Annotated in this window: 20 protein-coding genes and 2 pseudogenes; 9 read left to right on the top strand and 13 right to left on the bottom strand. The window is 56.9% G+C overall.

Annotated elements, in window-relative coordinates; translation table 11 throughout:
- Positions 1–62: 62 nt before the first annotated feature.
- The 4 genes from ACZ1HE_RS03740 to ACZ1HE_RS03725 are packed head-to-tail and all read right to left on the bottom strand — an operon-like array spanning position 63 to position 3,196.
- Complete coding sequence (locus ACZ1HE_RS03740) at positions 63–1,481, bottom strand: tripartite tricarboxylate transporter permease (protein WP_472619608.1); 1,419 nt, start codon at positions 1,479–1,481, stop codon at positions 63–65.
- A 4-nt stretch (positions 1,482–1,485) separates the two neighbouring features.
- Entirely contained in the window at positions 1,486–1,968 is a 483-nt protein-coding gene (locus ACZ1HE_RS03735) for a tripartite tricarboxylate transporter TctB family protein (RefSeq protein ID WP_472619607.1), read from the bottom strand.
- A 21-nt stretch (positions 1,969–1,989) separates the two neighbouring features.
- Positions 1,990–2,769, bottom strand: coding sequence for an ROK family protein (locus ACZ1HE_RS03730; RefSeq protein WP_472619606.1), 780 nt, complete (start codon positions 2,767–2,769; stop codon positions 1,990–1,992).
- Positions 2,720–3,196, bottom strand: a complete 477-nt coding sequence (locus ACZ1HE_RS03725) for a winged helix-turn-helix domain-containing protein (protein WP_472619605.1) — start codon at positions 3,194–3,196, stop codon at positions 2,720–2,722. Before ACZ1HE_RS03725 ends, ACZ1HE_RS03730 begins: the two co-directional genes overlap by 50 nt.
- A gap of 118 nt (positions 3,197–3,314) precedes the next feature.
- On the opposite strand from ACZ1HE_RS03725, the gene ACZ1HE_RS03720 reads away from it, so the two are divergent.
- The 3 genes from ACZ1HE_RS03720 (at position 3,315) to ACZ1HE_RS03710 (ending at position 7,544) form a co-directional block, all read left to right on the top strand.
- Positions 3,315–4,295 (top strand): Bug family tripartite tricarboxylate transporter substrate binding protein, encoded by a 981-nt coding sequence (locus ACZ1HE_RS03720; RefSeq protein ID WP_472619604.1) that lies wholly within the window; start codon positions 3,315–3,317, stop codon positions 4,293–4,295.
- A 78-nt stretch (positions 4,296–4,373) separates the two neighbouring features.
- Positions 4,374–5,912, top strand: coding sequence for a choline-sulfatase (betC, locus tag ACZ1HE_RS03715; RefSeq protein WP_472619603.1), 1,539 nt, complete (start codon positions 4,374–4,376; stop codon positions 5,910–5,912).
- Positions 5,913–5,915: 3 nt separating this feature from the next.
- The gene (locus tag ACZ1HE_RS03710; RefSeq protein ID WP_472619602.1) at positions 5,916–7,544 is read left to right on the top strand and encodes a GMC family oxidoreductase; all 1,629 of its coding nucleotides are present in this window, start codon (positions 5,916–5,918) and stop codon (positions 7,542–7,544) included.
- 148 nt (positions 7,545–7,692) lie between these two features.
- Here ACZ1HE_RS03710 and ACZ1HE_RS03705 read toward each other — a convergent pair whose 3' ends face one another.
- From ACZ1HE_RS03705 to ACZ1HE_RS03685, 5 genes and pseudogenes are all read right to left on the bottom strand, one after another.
- Complete coding sequence (locus tag ACZ1HE_RS03705) at positions 7,693–8,247, bottom strand: DUF4166 domain-containing protein (protein ID WP_472619601.1); 555 nt, start codon at positions 8,245–8,247, stop codon at positions 7,693–7,695.
- The gene (locus ACZ1HE_RS03700; RefSeq protein ID WP_472619600.1) at positions 8,244–8,675 is read right to left on the bottom strand and encodes a thiol-disulfide oxidoreductase DCC family protein; all 432 of its coding nucleotides are present in this window, start codon (positions 8,673–8,675) and stop codon (positions 8,244–8,246) included. Before ACZ1HE_RS03700 ends, ACZ1HE_RS03705 begins: the two co-directional genes overlap by 4 nt.
- Before the next feature lie 143 nt (positions 8,676–8,818).
- Positions 8,819–10,120: an ABC transporter permease gene (locus tag ACZ1HE_RS03695; RefSeq protein ID WP_472624345.1), complete on the bottom strand. Its 1,302-nt coding sequence runs from the start codon at positions 10,118–10,120 to the stop codon at positions 8,819–8,821.
- Positions 10,121–10,125: 5 nt separating this feature from the next.
- On the bottom strand, positions 10,126–10,932 hold the full coding sequence (locus tag ACZ1HE_RS03690; RefSeq protein ID WP_472619599.1) for a taurine ABC transporter ATP-binding protein: 807 nt from the start codon (positions 10,930–10,932) through the stop codon (positions 10,126–10,128).
- A 96-nt stretch (positions 10,933–11,028) separates the two neighbouring features.
- Positions 11,029–12,019, bottom strand: a pseudogene (locus ACZ1HE_RS03685) (taurine ABC transporter substrate-binding protein).
- Positions 12,020–12,129: 110 nt separating this feature from the next.
- On the opposite strand from ACZ1HE_RS03685, the gene ACZ1HE_RS03680 reads away from it, so the two are divergent.
- The 4 genes from ACZ1HE_RS03680 (at position 12,130) to ACZ1HE_RS03665 (ending at position 15,602) form a co-directional block, all read left to right on the top strand.
- Positions 12,130–12,258, top strand: coding sequence for a hypothetical protein (locus ACZ1HE_RS03680; RefSeq protein WP_472619598.1), 129 nt, complete (start codon positions 12,130–12,132; stop codon positions 12,256–12,258).
- 171 nt (positions 12,259–12,429) lie between these two features.
- A complete protein-coding gene (locus tag ACZ1HE_RS03675; RefSeq protein WP_472619597.1) occupies positions 12,430–13,827 on the top strand; it encodes an aminotransferase family protein in 1,398 nt (465 codons plus the stop codon).
- 184 nt (positions 13,828–14,011) lie between these two features.
- Positions 14,012–14,602, top strand: a complete 591-nt coding sequence (locus ACZ1HE_RS03670; protein ID WP_472619596.1) for a GNAT family N-acetyltransferase — start codon at positions 14,012–14,014, stop codon at positions 14,600–14,602.
- A 142-nt stretch (positions 14,603–14,744) separates the two neighbouring features.
- Positions 14,745–15,602: a DUF2189 domain-containing protein gene (locus ACZ1HE_RS03665; RefSeq protein WP_472619595.1), complete on the top strand. Its 858-nt coding sequence runs from the start codon at positions 14,745–14,747 to the stop codon at positions 15,600–15,602.
- 40 nt (positions 15,603–15,642) lie between these two features.
- Here the strand turns inward: ACZ1HE_RS03665 and ACZ1HE_RS03660 are convergent.
- Both ACZ1HE_RS03660 and ACZ1HE_RS03655 read right to left on the bottom strand, forming a co-directional pair.
- Positions 15,643–16,628: pseudogene (locus ACZ1HE_RS03660) on the bottom strand (NAD(P)H-quinone oxidoreductase).
- A gap of 40 nt (positions 16,629–16,668) precedes the next feature.
- A complete protein-coding gene (locus tag ACZ1HE_RS03655; protein WP_472619594.1) occupies positions 16,669–17,358 on the bottom strand; it encodes a COQ9 family protein in 690 nt (229 codons plus the stop codon).
- 110 nt (positions 17,359–17,468) lie between these two features.
- Here ACZ1HE_RS03655 and rpsU point away from each other — a divergent pair, with 110 nt between their 5' ends.
- Positions 17,469–17,675 (top strand): 30S ribosomal protein S21, encoded by a 207-nt coding sequence (rpsU, locus tag ACZ1HE_RS03650; RefSeq protein WP_005614280.1) that lies wholly within the window; start codon positions 17,469–17,471, stop codon positions 17,673–17,675.
- Positions 17,676–17,761: 86 nt separating this feature from the next.
- Here the strand turns inward: rpsU and ACZ1HE_RS03645 are convergent, their stop codons facing one another.
- Together ACZ1HE_RS03645 and ACZ1HE_RS03640 are read right to left on the bottom strand one after the other, a co-directional pair.
- The gene (locus ACZ1HE_RS03645; protein ID WP_472619593.1) at positions 17,762–18,397 is read right to left on the bottom strand and encodes a hypothetical protein; all 636 of its coding nucleotides are present in this window, start codon (positions 18,395–18,397) and stop codon (positions 17,762–17,764) included.
- 60 nt (positions 18,398–18,457) lie between these two features.
- Positions 18,458–19,285 carry an N-acetylmuramidase domain-containing protein gene (locus ACZ1HE_RS03640; RefSeq protein ID WP_472619592.1) on the bottom strand — a complete coding sequence of 276 codons (828 nt, stop codon included), beginning with the start codon at positions 19,283–19,285 and terminating at the stop codon, positions 18,458–18,460.
- Between the two features lie 426 nt (positions 19,286–19,711).
- Here ACZ1HE_RS03640 and ACZ1HE_RS03635 point away from each other — a divergent pair, with 426 nt between their 5' ends.
- Positions 19,712–20,782: a CAP domain-containing protein gene (locus ACZ1HE_RS03635; RefSeq protein WP_472619591.1), complete on the top strand. Its 1,071-nt coding sequence runs from the start codon at positions 19,712–19,714 to the stop codon at positions 20,780–20,782.
- The last annotated feature ends 20 nt before the right edge of the window (positions 20,783–20,802 follow it).

Below are 20,802 nucleotides of genomic sequence, written 5' to 3'. Positions count from 1 at the left end.
TGGCACCTCGGTTTTGACGCCACCCACGCGCTGCCAGATCAGCAGCCCCACGGTTAGCGCGGTCAGCCCCAGAATACCCAGCAGATCGTCGAACTGAAGAAGATACTGTAATCCCCCCTCGAGATCGTCAGCGACTGGCGGAAGTTGTCCTCTAGCAGCGGGCCAAGGATAAAGGCAATCAGGAACGGTGCCGCAGGTATCGACATCTTGAGCATGGCATAGCCTACCAGCCCCATTACCAGCATGACGCCAACATCATAGGTCGAGTTGTTGACCGCATAGGCGCCAAAAACACAGAGGATCAGTACGATCGGGAACAGCACGCGTTGCGGGATGTCCGCGATCTTGGAAATGATCCGGATCGACGCCTTGCCCACGATCAGCAGGTAGAACGAGCTGAGCATGATGCCGATGAAGATGGCATAGATCAGATCAATGTTCTGCTGGAACATCAACGGACCGGGGCGCAACCCGTGGATCATGAAGGCTCCCAGAATGATTGCCGTGATGATGTCACCCGGAATGCCAAGTGCCAGCAACGGGATCATTGTCGCACCGGCCACGCCGTTGTTGCCGGCCTCGGCCGCTGCGACGCCTTCGATCTCGCCCTTACCGAAATTGTCTTTGTTCTTCGATGTCCGGCGGGCTTCGGAATAGGACAGGAACGCTGATGGTGCTCCGCCAATGCCCGGAACCGCACCCAGAATAACCCCGATGAACGAACCACGAATGATCGATTTCAAACAGCTTTTGAAATCGGTCCAGCTTGCCCCAATTCCGGCGAGTTTGGATTGCTCAAGCTCAACATCTTTCTTGACGAAATAGTTGATGATTTCTGGCACCGCAAACAGACCAATCAGAACAGGGATGAAGTTCAGGCCGCTCATCAAATTGACGTCACCAAAGACGAAGCGATTGGTGCCATAGAGAAGATCCAGACCGACGGTAGCCAAAAGCAAGCCCAAGGCAGCCGACCCCAATCCTTTGAGCAGTTGATCCCCCGAAACCCCTGCAATGATGGTCAGCGAGAAGACGACCAGTGTGAAAACCTCGGGTGATTGGAACTTGAGCGCAAAGCCCGCCAATACACCGGCGAACAGGATTAGCGAGATGTTTGAGATGAAGTCCGCCACACAGGATGCATAAAGAGCGATGTCCAGCGCGCGTCGGGCTTGTCCCTTACGTGCCAATGGGTATCCATCAAGCACGGTACAAGATGCGGCAGGTGTGCCCGGAGCGTTGATCAGGATTGCCGTGATCGAACCGCCGTAAATGCCGCCCTTGTAAACACCCAACAACAGCAGGATGCCGGTGACGGGCGGCATGGAAAAGGTGAACGGCAGCGTCAGTGCGACCGCCATCGGGGTTGTCATGCCGGGGATCGCCCCCACAACTGTTCCGACTACAACGCCAACAAACAAAACGATAACGTTGTCGATCGACGCAAACAGGGCAAAGGCATTGGCCAGTGTATCCAGCATCGGTTCAGATCCTTATCAGGTAGGGTTCCAAGGGACCGGACGGGATCGGAATCCCCGCGACCTTGGCAAAAAAGAGATACAGGCCAAGCGGCAGCAGAACCGACACCAGAACCAGAACCTTGGGAGAACGCTCACCCGCAAGCAGCATCAAAGCGCACAACGCGAGCATTGCGCCAATGATGAAACCCAGAAACGGTAGCACAAGGTAGAACACTGCCATGATTCCCATCGCTACAGGCACCTTGGCATAGGGTGCCAAACCAACCGACGGTGTGTCATCCGCCGAGCGGCGTAGACCCAGAACCAAGATGGCCGCGCCCAGAAGCGCAATCACATAGGCGATCAGCTTGGGATAGTAAGACGGCGAAGCAGCCGCAAATGGTACCTTACGGGGTTCATCGACACCCACCGGTATCAACACAAAAATCAGCAACAGTCCTAGGGCAAAGAAGACCGCCCCCGCCGCAATGTCCGAAGATTTTGACATATTTCCTCCCTTCGGTTCCCTTTAGACCGCCTTCAGGCGGTCCAGATTGAGTTCGCTGGAGAACAGGAACCGCTCCAGCGCATAATTTATGACGGCAGTGTTTGAGGTGACCTGGCTAACCAGCAGCTCAAAGCCAGGGTCTGTGACCCGCAACGACCGCAGATGATTGCGCGCGCCTTCGACAAAATCCGGCTGACGACCCGTTTCCCCTGCCAGGATTATGCTCGACGGGCCCAAAAGTGCGGCCACTGCATCCAAACCAAGCGCCATACGCTGACCTGCTTCGAAAAATACGCGTTTGACTTCGTTGTCTCCGGCCTCGGCCATCTGTAGCGCGCGAGCCAAAGCTGCCGCCTTACGGCTGCTGTCGCGTGCTGGTTCCAGTTTACCGGCGGCAATCAGTTGGTCGACGACGGCAAAACCCGATGCCGTACTTTCCAGACATCCTTTCCGCCCGCAGGCACATGGGCGGCTGTCACCTGCAAAAGCCAAATGCGCGATGTCACAGGACGCCCCAGCCAGCTGAACACCGCCCAACACCGCAGCGGCTCCAACACCAAGACTGTTGTTGACCAGCACCAGATCGCCCTGACCGGCACCTTGCCCGCGGGTCATCTCGACCTGAAGAAGCGACACGGCACGAACCTCGACGCTTACCGGCAGGCACATGTTTTCTTCGATCAACTGGCCCACAGGAACCTTCGTCCAACCCAAAGGCGCGGATGTCACCACCCCGTCGATGCAGTTTCGGCTAGCTGCGGCAACCATAACGCCGACGCCAATGATGCGATTCTGAATCAAGGCCCAGTTCGGCAATCATGGCATGAGCCGTCTCGCACAAAGCGCGCAAAACCTCTTCAGCACGGGTGCGGCTGATGTGCAGCTGACGCGTCTCAATCTCGGCCCCTGACACATCCGATACACCCACAGAAAGGCGGTTGGCCGTCACAGTGAAACCAAGAACAAACGCGGTATTCTGGGCCATGCTCAACGTGACCTCTTTACGTCCCGTTTTCCCTTTGGATTGAACACGCTCGCCTTCGATCAGCAATCCAGCCTCGATCAATTCACGAGTGATCCGGGATACCGCAGCACCGGTTAGCCCGGTGTGCTTGACGAGCTGCAATCGGGTCGTCCCACCCTGCGAGAAAACCGTGCGCAAAATCTCCTCTCGATTGGCGCGCCTGATGCCCGCCGTGGAAAGTGTATTTGGCAAAGTGTCTTGCATTTGTTTTCGGTTCCGAGTTAATTACAGACAGTAACAAACTGTCCTGAGAAAGGACTGAAGTCAACCAAAACCTTACACGGCCAAGGAAAAACAGGCCGAATCTCTCTGGGAGGAACTCATGAAAACACTCATCAAATCACTGGCAGCAGGCGCCGCGATTGCAGTTGCATCGCTGACCTCAGCCCAGGCCGAAGGCTATCCTGATCGTCCGATTACCATGGTCATCCCATACGGTCCCGGCGGCGCCGCCGACCTGTCCGCACGCCTGATTTCGGGCACCGCGCCCAGCTATCTTGGCCAGCCAATTCTCGCCGTGAACCGCACTGGTGCGGCTGGCGTCGTGGGTTCGAACTTCGTCATCAACTCCAAAGCAGATGGCTACACCCTTTTGTCCGCTCGCGTCGGCTCGCAAATGGGTGTGCCGGCGATGAACAAGACCATCCCGTATGAGTGGGACGACTTCACCATGCTGGGTCTGATCGAAACCAACCCCTTTGTTCTGGTGGTGGCCGGTGACAGCCCGATCAACAGCTTTGCCGAGTTTGAGGCCGCCATCAAAGACGGCACCGAAATGACCTACGGCTCGGCCGGGGTTGGCACGCTGCTGCACATCGCAACCGCCGTTATGGCCGACACCATGGGGGCCAACGCCGACAACCTGATCCACGTCCCTTACAAAGGTGGCGGAAAGGCACGTGCCGCGATCATCGGTGGTCAGGTGGATTTCATGTGGCAGAACCTGTCGGGTGTGATCAACGCCATCGAGGGCGGTCAGCTCAAGGCGCTGGCCATCACCACGCCCGAGCGGTTCGAAGCCGTGGGTGACATCCCGACCGTTGGCGAACTGGGTTACCCGGACATGGAGCAGATCATCGGTTGGAGCGCCATCTACGGCCCCCCCGACCTGCCCGAAGATGTTGTCGCAACCTGGACCGACACGCTGCAAAAGCTGAAGGACGACAAGGCCTGGAACCGCATGACCACCCAGCTGGGCAACGTCGTCGACATTCGCAGCCCCGAAGAAACCAAGGCCTTCGTCGAAGCGCAATACAACGTCTTCAACACTGCTCTGGACAAACTGGGTCTCACCATTCGCTGAACCACCACTCACGAGAGACCTTTGGGCGGCGCGCCCACCGTGCCGCCCACTTGAAACAACTCAATCGGATTTAACACGATGACCCGTCCCAACATCTTATTTATTCAGGCCGACCAACTCGCTGCCAACGCCCTTGCGCCCTATGGCAACAAGACCGTCAAGGCGCCGAACATCGACCGGCTGGCGGACGAAGGGGTCGTTTTCGAAAACTGCTATTGCAATCTGCCCATGTGCGGCCCCTCGCGCGCCTCGATGCATGCCGGACGGCTGCCGTTCGCCATCGAGATGTACGACAACGCCAACGAATTCCACGCCGACATTCCGACCTTTGCCCATTACCTGCGCGGGTTGGATTACCGCGTCGAGATGTCGGGCAAGATGCACTTTGTCGGCCCTGACCAGATGCACGGCTACGAAAAACGCCACACAACCGAGATCTATCCGGCGAACTTCGCCTGGACAGTCGATTGGTCCAAGGGCCGCGACTACAAGCCCACAAACCTGACCATGGCCCCGATCATCGAAAGCGGCCCTGCCGTGCGCACCCTGCAAATGGATTACGATGACGAGGTCGCCTATCACGGCACTCAGGCGCTCTATGATCTGGCGCGAAAGGACGATGGCCGCCCCTTCATGCTGACGGTCTCATTCACCTCCCCGCATTCGCCGTTCGTGATCGGACAGGAATATTGGGACCTTTATGATCACGACGACATCGAAAGCCCCGCTGTTCCGCCGCTCGAAGAAAACGCGATGGATCACCTGAGTCGCAATCTGCACTATTGCCAGTCGCGGCACGAATTCACCGTCACGGATGAGCATCGCCGCATGGCCCGGCACGGATACTACGGCATGATTTCCTACATCGACGAGAAAATCGGCCAGATGATGGAGGTTCTGGAAAAGACCGGCTTGGCCGAGAACACCATCGTCATCGTCACCGCCGACCATGGCGAAATGATGGGTGAGCGGGGGATGTGGTTCAAGCAGCATTTCTTTGAGTGGGCATCGAAAGTCCCGTTCATCGTGCACGCGCCCAACCGTTATGCCGCTGCCCGTGTGAAAGAAAACTGCTCGCTGGTGGACCTGATGCCCACGCTGATGGACATGGCGGCAGGCGAGGCCTGGGACGGTTACGCGTCACCCATCGACGGGAACTCTTTGGTGCCTGCCTTGAACGGCAACACCGATGCCATGACCGATCTGTGCATTGGCGAGTTTGCCGCCGACGGCTCCACTGGCCCCAGTCGTATGGTCAAGCGTGGACCGTGGAAGCTGATGTGGCTCGAAGGGGTGGATACCCTGCTCTACAACACCGACGACGACCCAAACGAGGTCAACAACCTGGCCGATGATCCGGCCCATGCCGACTTGCGCGCTGAGCTGGAGACGATCCTGTTTGACGGTTGGGACCCGGACGCGCTGCGGGTGCAGATCCGCGCCAGCCAGGAACGCCGTCTTGCCATTCACAACATCACGGGGGGCGAACCCTCGTACGTCAATGTCGTGCGTGAGGATGACGACCGCCGCTACATCCGCAACGCGGGTGCTGCTGACACCAAGGCCAAAGCCCGGCTGCCCTATGTGGCCCCGGCAAAACCCGACAAGGTCGCGTGAACAATGGACTATGACTACATCATCGTGGGCGCCGGATCAGCCGGCTGTGTACTGGCCAACCGCCTATCCAAGGACCCGTCGATCAAGGTGCTTCTGCTCGAGGCTGGCGGTAAGGACAACAACCCGTGGATCCATATCCCCGTTGGCTATTTCAAGACCCTGCACAATCCAAACACCGACTGGTGTTACAAGGCGCAGCCGGATCCGGGACTAAACGGGCGTAGCCTGGATTGGCCGCGCGGGAAAACGCTCGGCGGGTCATCTTCGATCAATGGGTTGCTATATGTGCGAGGTCAGAAACAAGACTATGACCACTGGGCTCAACTAGGCAATCGGGGATGGTCTTATGACGATGTGCTTCCGCTCTTCAAACGCTCGGAAACCCATGAAGGCGGCGATGCTGATCTGCATGGTCAGGATGGCGAACTGTCGGTTTCTCTGATCCGCGCCAAGTCCGAGATCTCCGAGGCGTTCATCGAAGCGGCCGTCGAAATGGGTGTACCCCGGACTGAGGACTACAACGGCGAAAACCAGGAAGGCGCAGGTTATTTCCACCAGACCGCCAAAGGAGGCTTTCGCTGTTCGTCCGCGAAGGCATTCCTGACACCGCTCAAGGGCAAACGGGACAATCTGACGGTCTTTACTCATGCCCACACCACCGGACTGGCTTTTGCCAGTGACGCCCCCAAACAGGTCGTGGGCGTGAACTTCATTCATCAACTTGCGCCCAAAACAGCGCGCCTGCGCGAGGGTGGCGAAGTCATCTTGTCAGCTGGAGCCATCGGCTCACCACAGATTCTAGAGCTTTCAGGCATTGGCCAAGGGCAGGTGTTGCAAAAGGCAGGGATCGTTGTGCGCCATGAATTGCCGGGCGTGGGAGAATGTTTGCAGGACCACCTGCAGATCCGCCTAGTCTATGAAGTCAACGTTCCAACTCTGAATGACGCCATCAACTCGTTTGTCCACCGAATGGGGATCGGGCTGGAATACGCGCTTAAGCGCACCGGTCCGATGAGTCTTGGCGCAAGCCAAGTGGCTATTTTCGCCAAATCGATGGAAGGGTTGGAAACCCCTGACATTCAATTCCACTTTCAACCCCTGTCAGCTGACAAACCGGGGATCGAGATGCACCCATTCTCGGGCTTCACATCGTCGGTTTGCCAATTACGCCCTGAAAGCCGCGGACACATCCACATCCACAGCCCAAGGTCCGAAGATCATCCACTGATCGTGCCGAACTATCTGTCCGCAACCGCCGATCAGCTTTGCGCCATTCGCGCGGTAAAATTCGCCCGCGCAATGACCAAAACCAAGGCCCTGTCACCGTTTGTCGTACGCGAACACGTGCCCGAAGGCCCGGTGGAAACCGACGAGCAATATCTTGAAGCGGCTCGCAACATCGCCCAAACCATCTATCATCCGACCTCGACTTGCCGGATGGGTCATGATGATCAGGCCGTGGTTGATGACAGGTTGCGGGTGCACGGTATTGGCGGGCTTCGCATCGCGGATGCATCGATCATGCCCGCTATCGTCAGTGGCAACACCAACGCACCCGCCATCATGATCGGCGAAAAGGCCAGCGACATGATCTTGCAGGACCGACGATCAGGCACCCAAAAGGCGGCCTGATTTCTTCTGCTGCTGAAAACATAGTCTCTAGCGGCACAAGAACCACCCGATGCAAGCCTATCTCTCCTCTCAAGCTTGCATCACACTTCCGCCATGAGGGTTATTGGCGGAAAGACCGGGTCCGGCGCTCACCGGACCCGGTTTTCTGTTACCGGTTCAAGGTCTGATTTATTGGCGACAAGCAGCCACGATAGGCCGCGATCCGGCCCACCCAAGGCATGGAGATTTCAACATCAAACACAAAACGGCCGTCGATCTGTGTCTCGTAACTCTGACCAGCGGGCAACAGAAACTTGGGCAAAGGCAGACGCCCAATTGACCAAGCGATTGGCTCTAGAACCAATCGATCACCGTCGATTTTCAAGGCAACGGTCACGTCGATCAGCCCAAATCGTTCTTGCACGACGTTGGGTAGCGCATTTGATGTCTGGTATTGGAATGACGTAAATATGTGCCCGGCAAAGTCACGGCGCCACATCTCACCCCCGTTTTCTGGAATGAATGCAACTGACACAGGAACACTGTCCCCTTGCGGTGGCAGACGCATCACCCATCCGACCAGACGAGACAGAAGGCCCGCGCCGCGTGATACCTTTGCCTGACCAATCCAGGTTCGGGGCGTTGCGATGCCATGAAGCGCCTGCAATTGCGGCGGCAGATCACTAAAGGCCTCGCCCAAAACCCGATGATAAAGAGAGGTCATCTGAACAATCGTTGTTGCACATCAGTGTCGGGCAAACTGCAAAGGTCACTTCGCCCAAACCAACGATAGCGATTGCGTGCAACCATTCGGTAGAAGGCATCGCGCAAGGGTCTTGGGATGATCTGCATTGCAATCAGAAACCGCCATTTACCACCCAGCTTTTGCCCAGTTCGGATGATGGCGTCAGACGACGTGTGAGCCTGCCCCTGATCAAGAAGCAACCACGATGTTGGGTTATCTGGGTCCAGCCCATGCTTCTCAAGCAGCTCCCGGCCAAGTTCGGTCTGCATCGGTACAATTAGAAACTTTTGATCATGGTCATTGCGGGCAATCCAGGCCGCACCGCGCGCGCAAAGAGCGCAATGTGCATCCATGACCGTCACTGTTGGGCGCGCCATCACGTCCGCAACTTGAGCTGCCAGGGACATGGAAAGACCTTGTTCATTCATAGGGAAAAGCTGGTTTAGTTCCTGATCATCCACAACCGGCAAAGTGTCTCAGTCGCGGTGCCAAAAAGCAACCGGGGCCTGCCATCTGGCAAGCCCCGGTTCACAATCAAATCATGCGTGGATCAGACTTTGCCTTTCCACGGGATCAGCCAGCTTTCCAGCTTGCGCATGCCAACTTCGATGGCAAAGCCGATGACACCAATCACGATGATACCGACGATGATGATGTCGGTCAGCTGGAACTTGGACGCGGTCACGATCATCTTGCCGAGACCCACGTTTGCCGCAACCAGTTCGGCCGCAACAACCGTACCCCAACAAACACCCATGGCGACACGGGCACCAGTGAAGATGTCAGGCAACGAATTCGGGACGATGACCTTGCTCAGGATCTGCCACTTGGACGCCCCCAGCGAATAGGCCGCGTGCACCTTAGAGATCGCAACACCGGACACCCCAGATCGGGCGGCAATGATCATAATCCATAGTGCCGCCAAGAAGAGCAGCACGACCTTGCCCAATTCCCCGATACCGAACCAGATGATAATCAGCGGGATCAGCGCAAGAGGTGGGATCGGACGCATAAATTCGACGATGGGGTCGAACCAACCGCGTGCCCACCCTGTCAGGCCCATGGCATAGCCAATCGGGATACCGATCAACGCACCAAAGAAAAAGCCCAGCAAAACACGCTGCAAAGAATAGCGTGTATGTTCGAACAGGGTGTAGCCCTGATAGCCTTCCTTGTTCAGCCAGATAAAGCGCTGAAGCACCACTTCTGGGGCTGGCAGATACAGACGCGCCATACGCAGTCCTTTGGCAGGTTCAAACGTCGGCGTGCCCTTATCGGTCAGTCGGATCGTGCCGTCATCGGTCTTGACCTCACCACCGGGTTCGATCGGCTGACCGTTGATCGTAATGATCTTTGAGCCTTCTTTCTTGCTGACTTCGTCGTTCTTCCAGACGTTCACCACCTTGAACGCGTAGCGTGCAATTGTCAGCGTATCGTTCTTGGCGAATCCTTCACCCGGCTCAACTTCGATGGGGTCAGGCTCCCGCCCGGGCTCGCCATTTTCATCAAGCGTCTGCTGAATGTCTTCGCGATAAACCCGCACCGACACAGTCGCGTCATCGGTCGTGCCATCTGCTTGCTGTACCGTGTAGGTAAAGCTTGTGTCGCCCGAGAAGGGACCAGGCATCTTGGGCAAAGGAATGACCGAGTTGGTGAAGGCCACCCAGAGCCAGAACACGGTGATGACCGAAATGACCGAGGCGACGCGGTTGGCGGTAATCGCACTTTCATCACCAAAGGTTACCGTTTTCAGCCTGTTGAAGCCCTTTTTCTCAAACGCACTTTTAAAAACACGCTTGGCGACGAAAAACGACCCAAAGAACGCACCTACATAGAGGGCGAGGACGAGCAAACCAGTCATGCGCTTTCCTCCGTCCGGCCCATGATTTCTTCTTCCATGCCCCAGATCATCTCAAGGATCTCTTCACGCGTTCCGGCGTAATCCTTGTGTTTCTTCACTTCGCGCAGATCGTTGCCAACACCAAGACTGGCAAACGGTAGGCGGTATTCCTTGTGCACGCGGCCCGGACGCGGTGCCATCACCAGCAAGCGTTCGCCAAGCAGCAACGCCTCTTCAACCGAGTGGGTGATCAGGATGATGGTTTTGCCAGTGTCCTTCCACAGGTCCAGAACCAGCGACTGCATCTTTTCGCGCGTCAGTGCGTCCAAGGCCCCCAGCGGTTCGTCCATCAGGATCACGTCTGGGTCATTGGCCAGACAACGGGCCAAGGCAACACGCTGCTGCATACCGCCCGAAAGCTCGTAGATGGCCTTTTCCTTGAAGTCCTGCAGACCAACAACTTCAAGAAGGTGTTCAACCTTGTCTTTGCTTTCCGCCCGGCTGACGCCTTTCATGTCGGGACCAAAGCTGACGTTGTCGCGGACATTCATCCACTCAAACAGCGCGCCCTGCTGAAACACCATGCCACGTTCCGGGCTGGGGCCAGTCTCGACGTGCCCATTCAGTTCGATCGTGCCTTCGGTTGGGGCCAGAAAGCCCGCAACAATGTTCAAAAGCGTTGTCTTGCCACAGCCCGACGGGCCCAAAACGCTCATCAATTCGCCAGACTTGATGTCCAGCGTCACGTTCTGCAGCGCTTGGACATGCCCGCCATTGGGCAGGTCAAAGCGCATCGAGATATCGTTTATAAGAAGTCCAGACACCTGGATCCCCTTCTTTCCAAGGTGGGATCGCCTTACATGTAAAGCGAAAAAGGGGTGGGTGTTTTGTCAAACACCCACCCCGCTTCACATTTAGGCTTAGTTGCCGCCCAGAGGACCTGCGTTCACGTTGTCCTCATACGAGGCTTTGGCAGCATCGATCGAACCCGATGCAACAAAGACGTCCGCAACGCCCTTCATAAACGTCGCCGCGTTGCCGCCCAACCATGCGTCGCTCAGCTGCTCGTCAACAGTCGGGAAAACAAAGGTGTTCAGCGTTGCTGCTGCATCATCTTCGCTCATACCCGCGTCCTTGGCGATAACCGGCAACATCTTGGCGTGGTTAGCTTCATCCGCCCACATTGCGTTGGCTTCGGCGGTCACAGCCAGGAACTTGGCAACCATGTCGCCGTTTTGTGCCACATACGATCGCAGGCGCGGTTGTCGCGTCAAACACCAGGATACCCAGTTCGGTCTTTTCAGCACCGGTCAACAATACGTTGCCCGAACCAAGCATGCGGCGCAGCGCGCCACCCCAGCCACAGGCCATGTCAACAGCACCCTGGCTCAGTGCCGCTTCGCCTTCGGCGGGGGCCATATCGACGATTTCGAGGCTATCAAGCGCAACACCAAAGTGCTCCATCTGCTTCAGGAAGCCATAGTGAGCAGCGGTTCCCAGCGGAACAGCAACCTTCTTGCCTGCCAGCTCGCTTGCGCTGTCTTTGTCGATCTCATGATCTGCACGCACCACACAGTTGTCGTTGTCCGCATAGGACACGGCCACGTCAACGACCTGCAGGTCCTGACCAGCTGAAGCCGCAACCACGAAGGGCGGGATGCCCTGGCTGACCGACAATTGAACGTCACCCGACGCCATCGCGGCGGACATCGCGGTGCCGGTGTCAAAGCTGACCCAGTTGATCTTGGTGCCCAGCGCTTCGTCATACATGCCGGATTCCTTGGCAAACTGGAACGGCATCGGCCACTCCAGGAAGTAAGCCACGGTCAGGTCTTCGGCCATGGCAGGTGCAGCACCCGCCAGCATGGCCACACCAGCCACCGCGCCCATCAGCTTGGATTTGAAAGTCATACGTTGTCTCCCTGTTGCCTGCCGTCAGGGCAGGTCGGATATCTTGGGCGGTATTCCGCCTCTATAAGTGTTCAGGACGGCACCCCAGGAGGTTTTATGGAGCCCGCACCATGATCGGAGCCGAAAATCCTCGCGCGATCAATGCCTTTTATGGTGGTTCACTAAAAAGAGAGAATATGAAATTGGGGCTTTCAAAATTTGAAACCGCAGATTTCCGTGGTTTTTCAGACAAATATTGATGTAACAGGCAAGTGAAATTTTGGTGTGAATTCAACTCTGGACTTATGCCGCCCCACCATCTGGCCCTATTCGCACCCCTGTGTTTTAAAGTCTCTGGAGTCCAGAAGATGGCTCTGGTTTTCTCAAGAAAGATAGAGTCGATATCTGGCAGAATTTTGAAAGGACATGTCATGGACGGCACGTTCAACGAGAACGATCTTTCGCGCGTGGTCGAAGCCGACCGCGCCCACATCTGGCATCACTTGATCCAGCATAAATCCTTTGAAACCAATGACCCCCGTATCATTGTCGAAGGCAAAGGCATGCGTGTCTGGGACCAGAAAGGCAAAGAGCATCTGGATGCTGTTTCCGGCGGTGTCTGGACCGTTAACGTAGGCTATGGCCGCGAATCTATCTGCAAGGCGGTTTACGACCAGCTGATGAAGCTGTGCTATTTCGCAAACACCGCAGGTTCGATTCCCGGCGCTATCTTTGCTGAAAAGCTGATCGACAAGATGCCCGGCATGAGCCGCGTCTACTACACCAACTCGGGTTCCGAGGCGAACGAGAAGGCCTTCAAGATGGTCCGTCAGATCGCGCACAAGCGCTATGGCGGCAAGAAGACCAAGATCCTGTACCGCGACCGCGACTACCACGGCTCGACCCTGGCGACGATGTCGGCAGGTGGCCAGGACGAGCGCAACGCGCAGTACGGCCCCTTTGCGCCGGGCTTTGTCCGCGTGCCCCACTGTATGGAATACCGCAAGCACGAGTTGGGTCACGAGGACCTGTCGGGCGAAGCATTCGGTAAGGCCGCCGCAGACGCCATCGAAGAGGTGATCCTGCGCGAAGGTCCTGAAACCGTCGGCGCTCTGTGCCTGGAACCGGTGACCGCAGGCGGCGGTGTGATCGAAGCGCCCGAAGGCTACTGGGAGCGTGTGCAAGAGATCTGCAAAAAGTACGACGTGCTGCTGCACATCGACGAGGTTGTCTGTGGCGTTGGCCGCACCGGCACCTGGTTCGGCTATCAGCAGTACGGCATCAAGCCCGACTTCGTGACCATGGCGAAAGGTGTCGCCTCGGGTTACGCGGCGATTGCCTGCATGGTCACAACTGAAGAAGTCTTTGACATGTTCAAGGACGACGCGGCTGATCCGATGGGTTACTTCCGCGACATCTCGACCTTTGGAGGCTGCACCGCCGGTCCGGCTGCTGCGATCGAAAACATGCGCATCATCGAAGACGAAGACCTGCTGGGCAACTGCACCAACATGGGCGAGCGCATGTTGGGCAACCTGCAAGGGCTGATGGAAAAGCACAAGATCGTTGGCGACGTACGCGGCAAGGGCCTTTTCCTGGGTGCCGAGTTGGTCACTGACCGTGCGACCAAGGACCCTGTCGAAGAGAAACTGGTTCAGGCCGTTGTGGCCGACTGTATGAACCAGGGCGTGATCATTGGCGCGACCAACCGTTCGCTGCCGGGCCGCAACAACACCCTGTGCTTCTCGCCCGCACTGATCGCTACGGCAGATGACATTGACCAGATCACCGACGCCGTTGATGGCGCCCTGGGTCGGGTCTTTGGCTAACTGATATTTGCAACCCCTCTCTCCCCGCTTGGGGGTGCAAACTTAAAACCGGCGCGTCCTTCGCGCCGGTTTTTTTCTTGTCCGCGCGAATTGGACTGTTCATCTTTTCAGCTTTTGGAACTTCTTCACCCTCCGGTTTTGCGGCACATCGCCTGAAACCCGATTAAGTTTAAGGAGCTCCGACATGTGGGCCACCCCTGTCACCTTGCGCGGCCAACACGCCAGCCTTGTCCCGTTGAACCATGTACATGCCGACGACTTGGCTGCTGCGGGCGCTGACGGCGAGCTGCATCGGTTGTGGTACACTTGGATCCCCGCCCCCGATCAGGTCGGTGAGGAAATCACCCGCCGCCTATCCCTGCAAAACGAGGGCAGCATGGTGCCTTTTGCAGTTCTTGATACTTCGGGTCGAGCCGTTGGTATGACTACCTATATGAACATCGACCATGGCGCGAAACGGTTGGAAATCGGTTCGACCTGGTATGCCCGTTCCGCTCAACGGGGGCCGTTGAATACCGAATGCAAGCTGATGCTGTTGCGTCATGCCTTTGAAACGCTCGATGCCATCGCGGTCGAGTTTCGGACCCACGCCCTCAACCACCAAAGCCGCCGCGCGATCGAACGGCTGGGGGCCAAACTGGACGGTGTATTGCGGTCGCATATGGTGATGGCCAACGGCACCCTGCGCGACACGGCCGTCTATTCCATCATCGCCGGGGAATGGCCTGCGGTGCGCGCGAACTTGACCTGGCAAATGGAGAAACCGCGCGACTGACACATGATCTCGTAGCTGTGAAGGCGCGCGAAATCGGACTGTGCTATACTTGTCCCATGCGTTGCAGATCGGCCGGGCCGGGCGCAACGATGTGTCAGGCCGCTTTCATGGCGCGATCTTCGCTTTATGGAAGGGGAAAGATATGGCGAAAACAATCGGCAATCCGATCAGTTGGGCCGCCCAAAACCTAGGCGCGACCGGCGATCACGTAGGTGAAGCGGTAACCCAACTTGGCAGTGAAGACACTGGAAACTTACCCGAAATCCGAAAGTTGAGCACAGACGATATCCGGCACGCCTTGCGCGCAGGTTATGAAGATTTCCTTGCCAGTCGGGCAGACGCAATTTTCATTGCGGTGGTCTATCCTTTGGCAGGTCTGGTGCTGTTCGGACTGGGCATGCGCATGGACCTGGTGCCGCTATTGGCGCCGCTGGTGATGGGCTTTGCTCTGTTGGGACCCGTGGCCGCCGTTGGCCTTTACGAAATCAGCCGTCGTCGGGAACAGGGCCAAGAAGTGCATTGGCTGGATGCGTTCGGCGTCTTCCGATCCCCGGCCTTTGGGGCGATTCTGGCTTTGGGGCTGTATCTGACCGCCCTTTTCGTGACTTGGATCCTGACCGCGCAAAGCATCTATTCCCAGACCTTGGGCCCAGAGGCGCCTGTATCCCTGATGGCGTTCCTGACCGACGTGACCACCACCACCGCAGGCTGGACCATGATGATCGTGGGCGTTGCGGTCGGGTTCCTGTTTGCCCTGATTGCTCTAGCCATCAGCATCGTGAGCTTTCCTTTGCTGCTGGATCGTCAGGTCGGCGTCCCGGTGGCGGTTGTCACGTCCGTTCGCGTCATGCGGCAGAATCCTCGCGTTGTCCTAACGTGGGGTGCCATCGTCGCGACCATGCTGGTGATCGGCTCGATCCCGATGCTGTTGGGGTTGATCTTCGTCATGCCCATTTTGGGGCACGCGACGTGGCACCTGTATCGTCGGGCCATCGCCTGAGAATTAGCGCAGGCCTTGGACCGGCCTGCGCCTAGCTGGCTTAACCGCCAACCTTCATGACGATCTTGCCGATGTGGCCAGAGCTTTCCATGCGCGCGTGCGCGTCAGCCGCCTGCGCAAAATCAAACTGGCTGTCCATGACCGGGGCAACCGTGCCTGCATCCAGAAGCGGCCAGACTGCCTCGCCCAGGTCCTGCGCGATCCGCGCCTTGGCCAGATCGCTTTGCGGACGCAGAGTACTGCCGGTCAGGGTCAGGCGCTTGACCATCATCAGGGCAAAGTTCAACTCGACCACTGGCCCCTGTAGAAACGCGATCTGCACAAGACGACCATCCTCGGCCAGGCATTTCACGTTGCGCGGAATATAGTCCCCGCCCACCATGTCCAGGATCAGGTTGGCACCGCCCTCGGGCTTCATCACCTTTACGAAATCCTCGTCCCGGTAGTTGATCGCCTTTTCGGCGCCCAAATCCAGACATGCCTGGCATTTGTCATCGGACCCGGCAGTCGCAAAGACACGAGCGCCAAAGGCTTTGGCCAGTTGGATCGCCGTCGTTCCAATGCCGCTGGAGCCACCATGCACAAGGAACCGCTCACCCGCTTTCAAACCGCCACGAGTAAAGACATTGGACCAGACGGTGAAAAACGTCTCGGGCAGGCACGCCGCCTCCTTCATCCCCATCCCCGCTGGCACCCTTAGACAATGCGCGGCAGGCGTTGCTACGAATTCCGCATAACCGCCGCCCGGCAGGAGCGCGCAGACCTGATCGCCGATGTTAAGCGAATCGACCCCATCGCCAATGGCCACGACCTCACCCGAGCATTCCAAACCCGGCAGATCGCTGGCACCGGGGGTGGGTCATAGGCCCCTGCCCGCTGCAAGGCGTCAGGACGGTTTACACCCGCATAAGCGACCTTGAGCACCACCTGACCATGCGCAGGCGTAGGCACAGGACGGTCGGTGAGTTGCAGAACCTCGGGGCCGCCGGGTTTGGTGATTTCGACGGCGCGCATTGTTTCGGTCATCCACGATCTCCAGGAATTAATTTGTTCGCATGTCAGGCAATCAACCGCGCGGTGTCAACGATCCCGGTAGGTCCTTGAGGCGCGAAGGCGCCTTGATTTGGCTCATCAACCAATTCGGCCCAGCCAGAAAAGGCTTGAACAAGGGGTTCTTGTTGACCTGTGCTTTGAGCTTTTCGAACTGCATCACATTTTCGATCCGACGATCGAGGAATTCCCAGGTCGCGTGATGCTCGGCCGAATCATCGCCCAGCCAGAACAGCACTGTCGAGGAGTAGACCGCCGACAGCGTCGCGCGTTTGGTGTACCAATTGGCGTCATCAGAGGTGTCGCCGAGCGTATCCCAAATCAGATCACAGGTGCCCCAAATCGCCTTGGCCCCCTCGGCTGCATAGGCGGGCAGAGCAAACAAAGTCGTGCCCCGGCGCACTGCTTCTTTGTCGTCCGATGCTTCCAGCCGGAACCGCACGGCGGCCGCTACCTTTTCGCTGAACCGCAACTCACTCAGGTCTTCGGACTGCATCCGCGCAACCATTTGTGCATCGCCGCGCGCATGATAGGCCAACGCCAAATCCACTGCACCGCGTGGACAAACCGCGCGCGCAAACGCCATGTCCATATCTGTATCCGCCACAGCAGCGGCAAAGGTAGCCTCGGTCCAGCCATCAAATGGCACATGGGTCAGGGCGGCGTCCAAAAGGGATTCGCGCAGGTCTTCGTAAGGCATGGTCATGATCAATCTCCGAACCGTTACTCACGTACTAGACATAATAGCAGGCCTTTGCTATACGGCCACTTCCTGCAAATCCTTGCAACTCTATCTAGAAAGGTGGTGAAAACCACATGCAGGTTAGTGTTCGTGACAACAATGTCGATCAGGCGCTTCGTGCCCTGAAGAAAAAGCTGCAGCGTGAAGGCGTCTTCCGCGAAATGAAGCTCAAGCAACATTTCGAAAAGCCGTCCGAGAAAAAAGCGCGCGAGAAGGCTGAAGCGATCCGTCGTGCCCGTAAACTGGCACGTAAGAAAGCACAGCGCGAAGGTTTGCTCTAAGCAGATCAGCGGCTAATTTCTGACGCTTTTTGACGACCCCCGAGGCCCCGCCGCGGGGGTTTGTCTTTTTGTGCCCCTCAGTGCAGTTAATTGCCTACCATCCGCTTTCGGAAATTGGCCAGTTCCGCATTTCCGGTGATCGCATCTGCTACGGAATGCGCAACTTCACCAGCCAAAGTTTCAGGGACATTTTCATGCTTAGACGCGCGACTGGCCATTTGCGCCAGCTTGATATCCTTGTTCTTTGATCCACGGGACGATCCAAATTCGAAATCGAATGCGCTACCTATGTTGCGGGCGAACATTCCACCAATCCCTGTCAGGAAACCGACAATAGTCCCCAGGATCTCTTTGTTTTTACCGCTTTGATCGCTGATCCAGTAGGCGCCCAGCAGAACAATCACAATGGTGATGATAGCCACAAACGCCGATATGATCATTTGATTGGCCCGTTCATTGCCACCTTGCTGCCGTTGTATTTCCAGATCGCGATCTCTGGCATCTTCCCGATCCTGCAGGATCGCCTCCAATTCCTTTTGCTCTATGCGTCTGAACTCTGCCTCCAATTTGGCCCGAAGTTTTGGATCCACCTGAACCTGCTGCGCCAGTTGAATGACCTGTTCAGGTGTCGTGGGCTCGGTACCGGTCACCTTTTTGACGGCTGCCGAGACTTCTGTCGCGACCTGTGCCGCACGATCCGACCCGGTCACCATACGGATCAAGGATGGAGCAAGTGTTGCAAGGAGCGGGGTCAATATTGCTGGTAACATATCATGTCCTCCTCAACCGCCAGTCATCAGATTATCGCCACCCCCAAGGGAGTAATAAACGGCCTGAACGGCCTGCATCAGGCTGGGTGTGGGGTCGCCAGTTTCTGCCAGTCGAGTTTCACGCTGAAATTTCCGAATTGCCTGCTGGGTCTTTGGCCCTAACAACCCGTCAACCGACCCTGCATCGGCGCCCAAAAAGTTCAACGCCGCCTGTAAGTCCCGCAAAGTCTGCACGCGAAACCCCATGTTCAGACCACGCGAATATTTCTTGTAGGCTGCGGCCATCTTCGTGTCGTATTTGTTCTTTGCAAAACCCGGCCCATTGTACCCTCTGGCAAAGGACTTCCAGTCCAGTGCCCTCAGGTGACGGTCGAGTTTGTTTGTTTTGACGAAAGCGACAAACGCCTGGAGGTGCAGTTCTTCATGTGCGCTCATCGCGTCGACGAAATCCTCGACATCAGAAAATCCGCAGATACCCGCGTTGAAGCCCATGATTTGAAATTTCCCCCAGGACGCCGATTCCAGAGCTGCCTTGCGGTTCAGATCAATCGCCTGTTCCAGCCGATCGTATTCTGCTGTCCCTCCTTTGTAGCCTCCCGGCTTCTTGTTCGAAATGTCTGGATGCTGCGCGTCAAACGCTCGCCCTGTTCTGCGGCTGAAGATATGCCGCTCGTACAAGATCTTGGGTCGGTCGTCCGGAGGACCGTGAAAGGGCTCGCCTCTGCTCTCGACCTCGGAAACCGCTTGGATGGCGGCCAGTTCGCACCCCAGATCTTCGGCGGCTTCGATATACGGGGAATCGTCGACAATGCGACCGGCGTCGCCTTTGAATTCGCTCATAATATCTCTCCAAAAATGATCGTGCGCCTTAAAATACGGTGACGCCGATATGAGCCATGATAGCACAAAAAGTAGCTAAACGCGAAACGAACCTGCCTAAACGGTGCACCAGCGAAACCACCGGTTTTAGTTTAGGCAACCTGGTCCCTCTCCTGCATCGGAGAGATTCGAGATACCGTCGGGGTCGGCACGCCGCCATGTGTTCAACCCGCAAGTTTCAGCCAAATCATTGCTTTTGGGTGGCGGTGAAACGCCGTTGAGCCCGAACGCCAATCTCCCAAGCAACATCCCGCGCATCACACAAACGCTGACCGGCATAGGGTTGCCGCCCACCCCAACTGGGGCAGGTTGGGCATGTTCCAGACACAAATCTGCCGTTAAGCAAAGCGAAAATGAGGCACCCTACCACTCAAGGGAGATGAGAGAATGTCACAGGCAAATGCCCTCGAAAGAGATATGTTGGCGCTGATCAATGCGGAACGCGCTGCTGCCGGCGCTGATCCGGTCGAGCTGGAATTACGGCTGAACGTCGCCGCCGAGGTCCATTCCCAATGGATGCTGAACACTGACATGTTTCAGCATGACGGGCCCGACGGCAACTCGCCGGGTGACAGGATGCGGGACGCAGGTTTTGTGTTCAATGGCAGTTGGGCCTGGTCCGAGAACATTGCCGGTCGAACCGTCGGAGGTGCTCCTGGATACGACGACGAGGTTATCGCCCTGCACCAGCAATTGGTGAATAGCAGCGGCCACTACCAAAACATGGTCAACCCGAACGTTGACTACATCGGTATCGGTATCGAGGTTGGCGAATACAATGGCAGAACCTGGATTTTCGTAACTCAGAACTACGCCAAAACCTCTGCTTCGGTGCAACTCGATCCCGGCAACGGAGGAGGCGGGGGCAACCCGGCCAACACGAATTCCCCGACCAATGGAGACGATAACTTAGTCTTGGATACCCCAGGCAGCCTGAGCGCGCTGGACGGAAACGATACGATCGAAGGCAGCAGCGGCAACGATGACTTGCGCGGGAACTCGGGCAAGGACGAGATCGACGGAAACTCTGGTCACGACCAGCTGCGCGGCGGTGGCGGAAGAGACTCGTTGAACGGAGGTGGCGGAAACGACACTCTCTACGGAGGCAGCAGCGACGACGAATTGCTGGGATCAACCGGCAACGATCGGCTTGTCGGTGGAAATGGGGACGACACATTAGACGGGGGGCAAGGCGACGACAGGCTAGTCGGTAAATCCGGTAGCGATGTCTTTATCTTCTCTGATGGTGATGATGTCATTTCTGATTTCGACGCCGGTGACGTGGACGAGCAAATCGATCTTTCTGCGGCTTCGGGAATCTCGAACTACGATGATTTGACCGACAATCACATGCGCCAAACAGGTAAACATGTCCTAATCGAAGATACTGCTGGCAACAGCCTATCAATCCGAAATGTTGAGCTGACGGAACTGGATAGTTCAGATTTCATTTTCTGACAAAACGGCCCCAGCCAATG

Source organism: Falsiruegeria sp. JB4-1 (genome assembly GCF_055693495.1).
Note: the sequence above shows the minus strand (reverse complement) of the source record. Positions and strands in the feature narration are given on the sequence as shown.

What these genes read in the sequence shown, in the direction of transcription:
- ACZ1HE_RS03740 (WP_472619608.1), bottom strand. Translation starts at nt 1,481, where the DNA reads ATGCTGGATACACTGGCCAATGCCTTTGCCCTGTTTGCGTCGATCGAC.
- ACZ1HE_RS03735 (WP_472619607.1), bottom strand. Translation starts at nt 1,968, where the DNA reads ATGTCAAAATCTTCGGACATTGCGGCGGGGGCGGTCTTCTTTGCCCTA.
- ACZ1HE_RS03725 (WP_472619605.1), bottom strand. Translation starts at nt 3,196, where the DNA reads ATGCAAGACACTTTGCCAAATACACTTTCCACGGCGGGCATCAGGCGC.
- ACZ1HE_RS03720 (WP_472619604.1), top strand. Translation starts at nt 3,315, where the DNA reads ATGAAAACACTCATCAAATCACTGGCAGCAGGCGCCGCGATTGCAGTT.
- betC (WP_472619603.1), top strand. Translation starts at nt 4,374, where the DNA reads ATGACCCGTCCCAACATCTTATTTATTCAGGCCGACCAACTCGCTGCC.
- ACZ1HE_RS03710 (WP_472619602.1), top strand. Translation starts at nt 5,916, where the DNA reads ATGGACTATGACTACATCATCGTGGGCGCCGGATCAGCCGGCTGTGTA.
- ACZ1HE_RS03705 (WP_472619601.1), bottom strand. Translation starts at nt 8,247, where the DNA reads ATGACCTCTCTTTATCATCGGGTTTTGGGCGAGGCCTTTAGTGATCTG.
- ACZ1HE_RS03700 (WP_472619600.1), bottom strand. Translation starts at nt 8,675, where the DNA reads ATGTCCCTGGCAGCTCAAGTTGCGGACGTGATGGCGCGCCCAACAGTG.
- ACZ1HE_RS03680 (WP_472619598.1), top strand. Translation starts at nt 12,130, where the DNA reads ATGATCGGAGCCGAAAATCCTCGCGCGATCAATGCCTTTTATGGTGGT.
- ACZ1HE_RS03675 (WP_472619597.1), top strand. Translation starts at nt 12,430, where the DNA reads ATGGACGGCACGTTCAACGAGAACGATCTTTCGCGCGTGGTCGAAGCC.
- ACZ1HE_RS03670 (WP_472619596.1), top strand. Translation starts at nt 14,012, where the DNA reads ATGTGGGCCACCCCTGTCACCTTGCGCGGCCAACACGCCAGCCTTGTC.
- ACZ1HE_RS03665 (WP_472619595.1), top strand. Translation starts at nt 14,745, where the DNA reads ATGGCGAAAACAATCGGCAATCCGATCAGTTGGGCCGCCCAAAACCTA.
- ACZ1HE_RS03655 (WP_472619594.1), bottom strand. Translation starts at nt 17,358, where the DNA reads ATGACCATGCCTTACGAAGACCTGCGCGAATCCCTTTTGGACGCCGCC.
- rpsU (WP_005614280.1), top strand. Translation starts at nt 17,469, where the DNA reads ATGCAGGTTAGTGTTCGTGACAACAATGTCGATCAGGCGCTTCGTGCC.
- ACZ1HE_RS03640 (WP_472619592.1), bottom strand. Translation starts at nt 19,285, where the DNA reads ATGAGCGAATTCAAAGGCGACGCCGGTCGCATTGTCGACGATTCCCCG.
- ACZ1HE_RS03635 (WP_472619591.1), top strand. Translation starts at nt 19,712, where the DNA reads ATGTCACAGGCAAATGCCCTCGAAAGAGATATGTTGGCGCTGATCAAT.